This is a genomic window from Bacillus sp. 196mf (assembly GCF_003217275.1).
Lineage (GTDB): Bacteria > Bacillota > Bacilli > Bacillales > Bacillaceae_G > Bacillus_A > Bacillus_A thuringiensis_S.
The window spans coordinates 1-9,083 of the sequence record NZ_QJTG01000058.1; the positions used below are offsets into that span (position 1 = coordinate 1).

The window sequence follows — 9,083 nt, forward strand, 5'->3', positions numbered from 1 at the left end:
TAGTTTCAATAAATGATATTGAAATTTTAACAAGTACACACCATCAAGACTACTTGTATTTATTCCTAATTACTATGTAAACACATATGTACCTGTATCAACACCCATTCCTTATTCACATTTACTCTCTTTTCCATTTCAATTCTTATTTACAAAAAATCTTGTCATTCATGTTACACTCAATGATACGCTCCTTTATGTAAAAATACCTCTGTTCTACATCATGTAGAGAAGACAAGTTTCGTTTTCCTTTTAATTCTCTATTTCCATCTCAAAATCTCCACGCTTACTAGATGTTCCTACAGCTCCAATTATTACTTCATTTTCAACTGGTACAGATTGTACTGTACGCTCTTCAGCTCTTAACGGTCCAAAAATTCTACCTCGTTCTAAATTATAAAGAGAGACTGAAATTCCTACAGCTCGTTTAAATTTAAGGATATATGTTTTCCCAGGAACAACATGTAGTTTTTCTCCCCAACGTTGTTCGTTTTTTCCTTCCTTTTGTAATTGACCAATTTTCAACAAAAACATTCTGTACAGATTCTAAAATAAATCGTTGTGCTCGGTCGCGACGACCTGGTTCTGATATAGGCGGGACTAAGTCTCTCACATACAGGTTTTCTGCGGGATCATTTGTTTCACCAGCTGTATATAATCCCATGCGACCATCAAACTCCTTTTTATGTCCAAGAGCTACATATGAATCATTTCGATCTGAAATTTTTAATTCATTTTCTGGACCTCCCTTAAGGGGACTTTTACTCCTTAAAAAGTACGTTCGGACCGGGCATATCATTATAGAGCCATAGACCTGTCGGATCGTATCCCACCCAAGCATAATTTTTATTGGCATGACTTATACCATATAAATATCCCTCTTTTATAATAAAGCTATTAATATCCTTCAATTACATCTACAAATTACTCTCCTTTACCTGTAGAATAAGCAACCTATCATTCTGATATAAAGCATTCAAAATGAATACTCTAACAAAAGGAAAGATTTTATTGAAAAGCAAGAAGGTTATTATAATTTCATACCTTACTGTTTTTATATAAAAACAATAAAATTATTGAACTGCTAAGAAAAGCAAGAGATATTTGAAGGGTTTTTATCAATAAATTTTGTTCGTATACCAAACTTATCCATCCTATGTTAGTGATATCATTAATAGATTCGAGTAGTAAAAAAATAGTATTAATTATTGAAACAGTTGTAAACGATACCAGAAATTTAAAATGATTTTTTAATGATAAAAATAGTCCATTTATAAGTATGCCAATTGCAAATACTAGCATGGGTATTAATCCACAAATTTCATTTGAAATTCCCCATGTTTGAGGTATGGATCCATATCCTGTCCCTAAATACCTTGATGATGTATATATAAATCCAATTATATTACCTATTAACCCTACAATATGTACAACGTATAATTGCATGAAAGGTAACTCCTTTATTTTAAAATTACATTGTGGGATATTTTTATTAAACAAATACTAAAATTATAATTCTAATTAACACAGGTATCTTTATTGTCCCTTGTGTCATCTGTACGTATGAATAGAAAGACGCTATAAGAAGTAAAATAAGCAAAATGAATGTTTTGCTTATCGTTCCGCTAATAGTTTTCGTAGAAGTATTTGTCTTTTGCTTATGAAATTTTTCTCCTAAATATATTCTACCTTAAAAGTAAAGCTTTATATTTTTAATTTTTTTATCTATGATACGATCTGTCATAGCTGTTAGGACAATAATAAATAAGTAAGTGAAACATACATCTTAAAATAGTGGAGTGTGAATAATACCATTTCTACCTATAAATTACTAATAAAAGAATAAACATTAATATGAAAAAATAAATTCGCATATATATTTTTTAACTGAGATGGCTGTATAATGAATCATTGTGTTTTTTAGCATTTTATTGAAAGTAGGAAAAAAGTAGCACTACCTATGAGGAATATAAATATACCTAATGTTATATCGTTTATAAGTTACCTTTGATAATCCCACCATCTTAAATAAAAGAAGTAACGAAATAGTAATTAAATTCAAAGTAAAATACAGCCCTCTTTTTGTATTACAATTAAATAAATAGCGAGAAATTGTGTTCATTTCTCAAAAACTTTCTTAATAACTCATGTACTGCTTTTCCATGATGAAAAAAATTTCTTCTACATTTTATGCAATGCAATACCGCCATCTGGTAAAAAGATTACCTCATCAAATATATTTTTGATTTCCTTATAGAACCTAATACAACACAATTGAGAATAAACTCTGTGATTACTTATGCAATATAGGCTGCTCCCCACGTATGCCCCCTTTTTTTAAAAATTTAGTGCTGTCCCTATTATCACTTTAAATTTTTTATACATATCTTTTTTGTAAATTATACATAAAACAGGCCCCTATTTTTATATCCTTTTCTTTTCAAGATGCTACTTTCTTTCTCTCTCTCCCCTTTTAAATCTCTTGTTCTACATTATCTTTAAAGTTTGCAAATTCTTTTTTTGCCACACCTAAAGTTATATTGCTATTTTCGACCTGTTTTTTAATACCAAGTAGCAAATACTCATAGGACAAAACGCACTTTATACTAAATTCAAAGAATTGAACTACTTCTTTTTGATATTCTTCTAATTCTTCAATTTATATACCTTCTTCTATTCGTATTATTAAACTATAAATAAACAATTAGTTTATTTGGTTTCGTTAAATATAAAGATAACATACCTTTATTAGGCTTTAAATAGGTAAATATATCTAAAATAAATTTGAAATGAATTATATACACTTTAAAAGTAATAAATCAGCTATATTTCAAGACTATTTTGTTAAGTTAAAATCTCCTACTAAAATCCCTTGAGGAATACACCCTCAATTTCGTAAGCAATTGAACTTAAATTATAAAATTCAAAATTTTACGAGATGTTGGAACTGTGTATCTAGAATTTTATTTTGTTTACTTACACGAGCGTATCAATAGAATATTTTTATACCTCTTTTGTATATACTTTTGATAAATTTTATTGACAGTCTCTAAAACAAATAATTTTTAGGAAATGAGTTTTTCTTAATAAGTAGTTTAGATGCGAATAATTCTTTATATAGAAGAAGGCAGTTAGCTAGTAAGTGGTTATACTTAATAATTTATTCTATGAATTACCATTTGAAAAGAACGATTTTATAAAGCCAAGGCAGTATTGCTCTTACTTTCAAGTATTCCCATTATCGTATCGTCATATTTCTTTATAGTATCCATCGCATCTATTTGTTTACTAACATTCTTCCCACTTGCTTGCTGTTACACCTTTGCATTTGGTATTAATTTTATCGACTTTCTTTTGAATGTACAGAGTAAGCTCTATAATCTCCTTATTCACTGCATCAATTTCTTTTCGATGCTCTTTCACTATCTCTTGAGCGTGATCAAACTCAGATATATAGTTTTTCCCCATCTGGATGCTTCCTTCTTACACGTCTCTTCTTAAGATAATGCGAATATATAGTCATTCTGTATAGTTTTTTCTAGCATAAAATACGCTAGCCAATACGTAGGACCTGAAACAGTTTCTGCTAAATCTCAATTTGTACAGAAGGCATCATAGGTTTTTGAAGACTGGCAATGCCCAAAATATTTTTCCCTCCATCATAATGCAGATTTCTTACAAGAATTAGTCGTTGGTGATTTGAAGAATGGAGATACTTTTGACATCACAATTTATACAGGTGGTAAAGATATAAAAATTAAATGAAAATGAAGTAGTAAATATGCAAAGATAAAAAACAAATTATGATTCTGGTACCGAGCATATTGATGATAGATTTGTAAGACCTATTACATCAGTTTATAAACCAAAACCATTTGTAGCTGTTATTAAACTTGCTGAACATTACTATTATGGTGGCAGTTTTAGCATTAAAAATAATGAATGTCAATGTCACTAATGATATATTTTTGATATGATTAATGTATAATAAAAGTATAACTCATGTAATAGTCTATGCGGTATATTTAACCAACGGCCACTTAGGTAATGAGTTATACCCCTTGGAAAAGGTACCTTGCAGCAGAGGTACCTTTTCTTTTATTTGTAGTATGAATTAAACTTATTTAAAGAGGTTCGTTGTGTGGAAAATTATTTTTACTATAAAAATTTAAAAATGAGTACACAATTAAATATACCAGGTAATTTTATATATGATGGGATCCAATATCTTTATTTGATGGAAGACATTGAAGATGAAGGAGAAGTTTTCTCATTTTTCTACAACATTTCAGTAGGCATTGAACGATTGCAAAAAATAATATTAGTGTTGGCTGCAGCGAAAGAAACATCTACACTTATAAATTAAAAAGTAATTCTAAAGCATTTAAGTTTTTCTTAATCCACATGAAAAAAATTGTCTACTTAATATTCTCAAAAATGATACTAATGAATTTAAAGAACTATTACTGTACTTAATAAATTCAGATGATAGAAATATCTTGGTCAAATGTCAATTTTGAATTGTTAAAGGAAATTAAAACATTAGATATTGATAGGTATAATATTCCATAATATATACAGCCTATCTTAAAAGGAAAAATCCCAACACACATGGTAGATGAAATACATTTGTTACAGCATGAAGAAGAGGATAATCTTAGAGACAGATTAAATATGTTGGACAAATTGGTCATAGAATTACTTTAGTTGCACATGAAGACGTTGAAAAGTAACTATTTAGAAATGATATGGTTAATAACCATAATGCTGAAATTATAATTATATGTAGAAAGTTGGAGTAATCCAAATGAGCTACCAGACAAAATTAAAGAAATTATAACTGAAGTAAGGGAACTTCTTATAAAGGAACATATGATTTTGTGCCAAAAGAATAATATGGATACAAACATGATGTTCTCACCAATTAATTAAATTCCTATACTAAGCGTTTTAAGGAATATATTAGTATGGATAAAAATCCTAACATAATAGCATAAATAATAAAAGCACAGAAAAAAGAAATTTTTAGTTGCTGAAAAGTGATTTGTAGAAAGTAAAAATCTTTGATCCCACATTAAAATACCAATGAGATAGGAAGCGAAAAACATAATGATTTAAACGCATTTTGTAACAGGGTATCTATATTATAAAAAAACTGAATGTGAACCAAGGGAAAGGTAAGTATACTGTAGCGATACAAAAAAGATTTACATTAGAAGCTGCAGATTCGTTTTATTTTGCAATAAACAATCTAATCATGTGTTAGCAGCACTTAAAGAGTTTAAGGTCTGTTTAAACCCTTTAAAAACTGCGTTCATAACAGTCCTCCCTTTGTATAAAAGTAAATGTATTTAGTCACACGACCGAAAAAAGAAAACTGCACATTAAGGAATCTTTTCACATAAAAGGGGGGCGCCATACATGCCCATCAACTTAAGAACGGAAACAAAATGAACTTTCGTTCAAATAAACTAAAAAGCTCTTTTTCTCCTTAAAAATGAGCATGCCAAATAAACCTAGATAGGTATTATTTTTAAAGATTATGCAGCTTTCTTTTGTTTTCTAAATCCACTATATTCATAGATAACACCCATAATATCAAAGACTGCTTTCTTCTCATATCGATGAGATTCCCGACTATTTTTCTGTAGTAGGTGGAATAGGCGGATTAGAATCTTTGTTACTTCCTGGGTGTTTTTCTGTATAGTTTGATACAGAAGATATAAATAATCTTGAATCATCCTTATTGCCTTATATACGCTTAATTCTCTTTTCTTCTTTTGTAAAAGAAGTTGACGCATTTTAAACATAGTAGAGGAACACAGGAGAATAGCGATTAGCTTTCCATATAGTTGGCACTCTAATCGTTCTTAATTTACATTACGATAATGATCTATTTTGAAGAGTAATTTCCACGTTTTAAAGACAATCTCTATTTGCCAACGCAAGGTATATAACTCATGTACCTGTTCCATTGGAACCCATTCCAAAGGTGTATTCGTCACGTACGCGTTTAATCCCGCTACAACTTTACTTTTCTCTGAGTACGTTCTATTTTTAGATTTTTCTTTTTCCGCGATCTTCGCTCGTCGTTTTTGAAGTTGTTTTTCTGTTAATCGATGAAAAATAACCCAACTCACGAATACATAAATCTCCTGGTCGTAAAGTATTTAAGCACTCCGTGCCAAATGTTTTGTCGTTATTCTTTCCTGGGCCAACTTGAAAGTTAAAAAATTCTCCACTGTGCAGATCATATTCTAATTGAATTTTGATTCCAGCTGTTTGAGCACATCCCCCAGATCCTGGATATAAATCCTCTAAAGCATTTGGCACCTGAAATACGGTAGCATCTAGGATTCGCCCAAAATAAGAAAAGAGATGGTTAGAGATTTGCGTTTGTTCACATACTTTTTGTTGTAACAGTAACGAAAAAATATGTTTTAAAAACAAAACTGCTTTAGAGTTTAAACGTTTATTTAAGCCCTCAAGGCTGAGTAAAGTATCAGTGGCTGCATGAAGCCTACTACATCATCGTACTAAGGAATCATTAGCTACTCTTTGACTAATCCAGATACAAATCGTAGCTAAGTCTGAGACAGAAAACTTACGTTTTCGTTTTCTGAATTCCATTTCTCTTGCCAGTTTTTCTAAAAATACAGGTGTGATGTATCGCTTTAATTCTTCCACAAATGGTTGTAATTCCTCTTGAATCGAGAGATACATAAAAAACGTCATCCTTTCTTATCTAGCTTGTTAAGAAAGGATAACGTTTTTTATGTACTTCGGGGTAGTGAAAATTCTTAAGTTGATGGACATGTATGGGCCCCCTAATACGTCTTGTCTCCAAATTGGAAGGTACATTGTAATACTAATAATCATTGCACCAGCAATCAGTGTTAATATATTTATCGTAGATAATGTCCGATTAGAGAAAAGTACTAGCGGAATTAATGGTTCCAGAGATTTTTTCTCAATGAATAAGAAAATAATCAATGAAACAACCGCGGAGATTCATTGCCCGAGAATTGTGACGCTTCCCCAATTCTGCGTATAGTAAGGCGATAGTACTTAATGAAAAGACTGTTGTACCAAGATAATCGATATGGTGCTTAGCAGGTTTAATAGATTCTTCATAATAAATGGAAATCATTAAGCAAACGATAATTCCAAATGGAACGTTAAAGAATATGATGTAGCGCCAAGATAGAGAATCGACTAAAACGCCTCCTACTAATGGTCTGAGAACAACAGCTATCCCCAAAATGTCATGCACACAGTGACTTTTTGTTTCGCTATATAATTCGCCAATAATCGTCATTGTAACCGGCATAACAGCAATAGCATCTATACCTTGAAGAGCACGGAAAAAGATTAACTGTTCCATTGATGTAACAACACCATAAAGTGCGGAGCCGACCAAAAAGCTTGTCGCTCAGATGAGTAAAACTTTTTTACGACCGAATAAATCAGCTAATTCCCCGTATATTGGGATCGAAATAGCTGTTGTAAGCATATAAATGGTATAAATCCAGCTAACTAGTTCGAAGCCTAATAAATCTCTCGTTATACGAGGTATTGCTGCACCAAAGTACAGTTCATACAATGATATTTGGCTAATAATTTCGCATCAGAGCTCTGAGAGTTGAAAGATGAGTTTCCGTATCGTTTTTTAATATTTTCTTTTTTTTTAGAAAAAATCCTTGCTCAACTCAGCGCTTTCATTCTGCACGAAACACATCTTTATCACTCCATACAAAGTATTGACTTGGTTTTATTGTATACAATGATTTAGCTTTTTAATATGTAAAAATAACTTAGAAATAAAAACTACATAGATTCTGTGGCAAAGTTTGAAGAAATCCCTCATCATGATTTATCCTGATGAAGGAACAAAACGTATACATCGTTATTTCAATAGCTTTATTATACCAAAGAAACCATAATGGTTTCTTTGGTATTATTAAAAAATAAGAATTAAACTATAACATGGTAAACATATCTCTGTAAAGATTTTCATCCTATCTCTCCAGGATAAACGTATTGATGTTCTGTAATGATTCAAAAAGTTGTAACAAGTTGCCTTAGAGTAGTTTTTTCTTAAATATAGGTAAATACCGTATATGTTGCATGTTAGATTGCAGGGTACTCACCATATATTTTTAATTAAACAAGCTGTTTCTAAGATATGGCCCCTGTTACTTTGGCCAGTGTTTTAACGTGTTTCTTTTCTTGACACCATAATACTTTGGTTATCATATCATATGACATCTCAAAAAGTATGACTGGTGTGCATTTTTTCCTTCGTATAGAATGCTAAGGTTAATTCATGCTATTCATAAGCTTTGAATCATCTACAACTTCATACAAAGTGATGCAACAATTTCTTGTTGTTTCTCTTCCTCTACTGAGCAGTTAACATAGGCTAGCTACTTTGCTACGTTTTGTGTGATACCAGAAACGATACGACAAAGCAACATAATTATTGGAACGAACTGTGTATAACTCTTTTTACTTTATTACTTTAAATTGTTCATTTTTAAAACCATGGTTTCCCATAGGTAAGTCTGCGTATCCTGGAATTGTTCCCTGATTTCCATACCTAGATCCTGTTTTGATAGGATTGCCGTTTTCATCCTTAGGGATTATAAATGGCATATAAAATGAATAATACTTTACGCTGCCATCACTATATGTATTTTCTATTTGGAAATAGTAAGATTGATAATCATCATTAACACCGTCTGTATTTAATGTAACTGGATCAGTAATAGATAAAGTATAAGCATTTGCCACCGTTATTCCATCTGAACCTGTATGAATTGATTCTTTCTTAAATTTATCAATTTTACGAAATCTGTCTGCTTTTGTAGGATCCCCCGGATAGGTGCTGTTAATAGTATTATTAAGTGTCCATTCAAAAGCACCACTTGGATGTTTTGAAGGTTTCCACCTAGTCCTTACAATGTGTACAGCATTACTTATGTTTTTAAGTAACTACTCAGCTTAGTTAGGAAACAAGGCATGCCAAATACATGTTTCCGATTTGAAAACATGATAAAGAAAAGACTCCAATCAGAGAATGA

General features: G+C 31.0%; 5 protein-coding genes and 5 pseudogenes. 2 read left to right on the top strand and 8 right to left on the bottom strand.

The genetic code is table 11. The features are described from left to right. Nucleotides 1-252 precede the first annotated feature (252 nt). The 5 genes and pseudogenes from ATL10_RS29710 to ATL10_RS29735 all read right to left on the bottom strand — a co-directional run bounded on the left by ATL10_RS29710 (nt 253) and on the right by ATL10_RS29735 (nt 3,468). Entirely contained in the window at nt 253-534 is a 282-nt protein-coding gene (locus ATL10_RS29710) for a hypothetical protein (RefSeq protein WP_181419359.1), read from the bottom strand. A 504-nt stretch (nt 535-1,038) separates the two neighbouring features. Further along, entirely contained in the window at nt 1,039-1,446 is a 408-nt protein-coding gene (locus tag ATL10_RS29715; RefSeq protein WP_110498197.1) for a hypothetical protein, read from the bottom strand. A 49-nt stretch (nt 1,447-1,495) separates the two neighbouring features. After that, nucleotides 1,496-1,684 (bottom strand): annotated as a pseudogene (locus ATL10_RS32075) (Bax inhibitor-1/YccA family protein); the annotation flags it as partial. Between the two features lie 142 nt (nt 1,685-1,826). Further along, nucleotides 1,827-2,122, bottom strand: a pseudogene (locus ATL10_RS32410) (ABC transporter permease); the annotation flags it as partial. Nucleotides 2,123-3,288: 1,166 nt separating this feature from the next. Then, nucleotides 3,289-3,468: a hypothetical protein gene (locus tag ATL10_RS29735; protein ID WP_110498199.1), complete on the bottom strand. Its 180-nt coding sequence runs from the start codon at nt 3,466-3,468 to the stop codon at nt 3,289-3,291. Between the two features lie 60 nt (nt 3,469-3,528). Here ATL10_RS29735 and ATL10_RS29740 point away from each other — a divergent pair. Continuing rightward, a pseudogene (locus tag ATL10_RS29740) lies at nt 3,529-3,958 on the top strand (DUF5065 family protein). Between the two features lie 183 nt (nt 3,959-4,141). Next, the gene (locus ATL10_RS29745; protein ID WP_110498201.1) at nt 4,142-4,366 is read left to right on the top strand and encodes a hypothetical protein; all 225 of its coding nucleotides are present in this window, start codon (nt 4,142-4,144) and stop codon (nt 4,364-4,366) included. A gap of 1,174 nt (nt 4,367-5,540) precedes the next feature. Here the strand turns inward: ATL10_RS29745 and ATL10_RS29755 are convergent. The 3 genes and pseudogenes from ATL10_RS29755 to ATL10_RS29765 form a co-directional block, all read right to left on the bottom strand. Further along, a pseudogene (locus ATL10_RS29755) lies at nt 5,541-6,723 on the bottom strand (IS4 family transposase). 102 nt (nt 6,724-6,825) lie between these two features. After that, nucleotides 6,826-7,579, bottom strand: a pseudogene (locus tag ATL10_RS29760) (MFS transporter); the annotation flags it as partial. A 929-nt stretch (nt 7,580-8,508) separates the two neighbouring features. Next, nucleotides 8,509-8,793 (bottom strand): hypothetical protein, encoded by a 285-nt coding sequence (locus ATL10_RS29765; RefSeq protein ID WP_110498203.1) that lies wholly within the window; start codon nt 8,791-8,793, stop codon nt 8,509-8,511. Nucleotides 8,794-9,083: the final 290 nt, after the last annotated feature.